A 1,022-nucleotide genomic window follows, 5' to 3' on the forward strand; every position below is an offset into this window, starting at 1 on the left:
CCTTTTACATACTGGCGGTTATAAAACTGGACAAAGCCAGGAATTAGCGCAAGTAAGGAGGCAGTAAACCGTTGGGATCGATATAGCCCCGAGTTATGCTCAAAATGTTCACTCATGTCAGACATCACTTACAACTCCATTTCGGAAAACTTCTGGCGTCTGTCAGCCCCAGCCCAAGATGGTTATATAGGGCCGACAATTGCTTTCGCCAGAACAATATCTTTAAATTATTGGCCCATCATTGCGTGGTTAGCTTCTATTTGCATATTGATGCTGTCTACTGCAGAGTCGAGTGCACTTTTCGCATCTTGTTTATTCGTTGCAATCAACTGAAGTGCGCTGTTCGCAGGGCCCCACACTTCGTTCATTTCAGGAATGGAAGGCATAGACGTAGCGTGAATGGATTGCATCGCCACTGCACTTGCACCTGGGTCATTCTTGATAACAGGATCGTCTACCAATTTTGTCACTGCCGGAACCTCTCCAGTTAATTCAAAACGGCGCTTCGCATTGTCATAGTTATTGACGAACGTAATAAACTCTTGCGCTAAAGGTTTGTTTTTCGAGAAAGTGGAAATGCTGTAACTCTTAACCCCCATAAATGAACCCATTTGCTCACCAGATGGTAATTTTGGAAGAGGCGCTACACCGTAGTTGATCCCTGCTTCTTTGTAAGGCTGGAGCGCCCAAGGACCAGTTTGAACAATCGCTGCTTTGCCCGACGTGAATAGTGAATCGATAGCATTAAGCCCGTTATTACCAATGATGCCTGTAGGGAATACTTTAGAGTCATAGAACTTCTGAATGAATTTCGCGCCTTCTACTGCCCCTGGAGTATTCAATAATATTTTATTAGGATCATACGAACCGTCGTCTTTTTTAGCGAAAACATCACCACCCATACCGTTTAAAATTCCGTAGGTGTAATAAAGCTCATCCCACTTAGCCAGCAAACCGTATTTATTTTATTCCGTAGGTGTAATAAAGCTCATCCCACTTAGCCAGCAAACCGTATTTATTTT

1 protein-coding gene is annotated in these 1,022 nt (G+C 43.5%); it reads right to left on the reverse strand.

Annotation, left to right across the window (positions count from 1 at the left end; genetic code table 11):
* Window positions 1-227: 227 nt before the first annotated feature.
* A complete protein-coding gene (locus R8O70_RS26385; protein ID WP_318184609.1) occupies window positions 228-953 on the reverse strand; it encodes an extracellular solute-binding protein in 726 nt (241 codons plus the stop codon).
* Window positions 954-1,022: the final 69 nt, after the last annotated feature.

The sequence above is a fragment of the Vibrio sp. 779(2023) genome (assembly GCF_033344285.1).
Taxonomy (GTDB): domain Bacteria; phylum Pseudomonadota; class Gammaproteobacteria; order Enterobacterales; family Vibrionaceae; genus Vibrio; species Vibrio alginolyticus.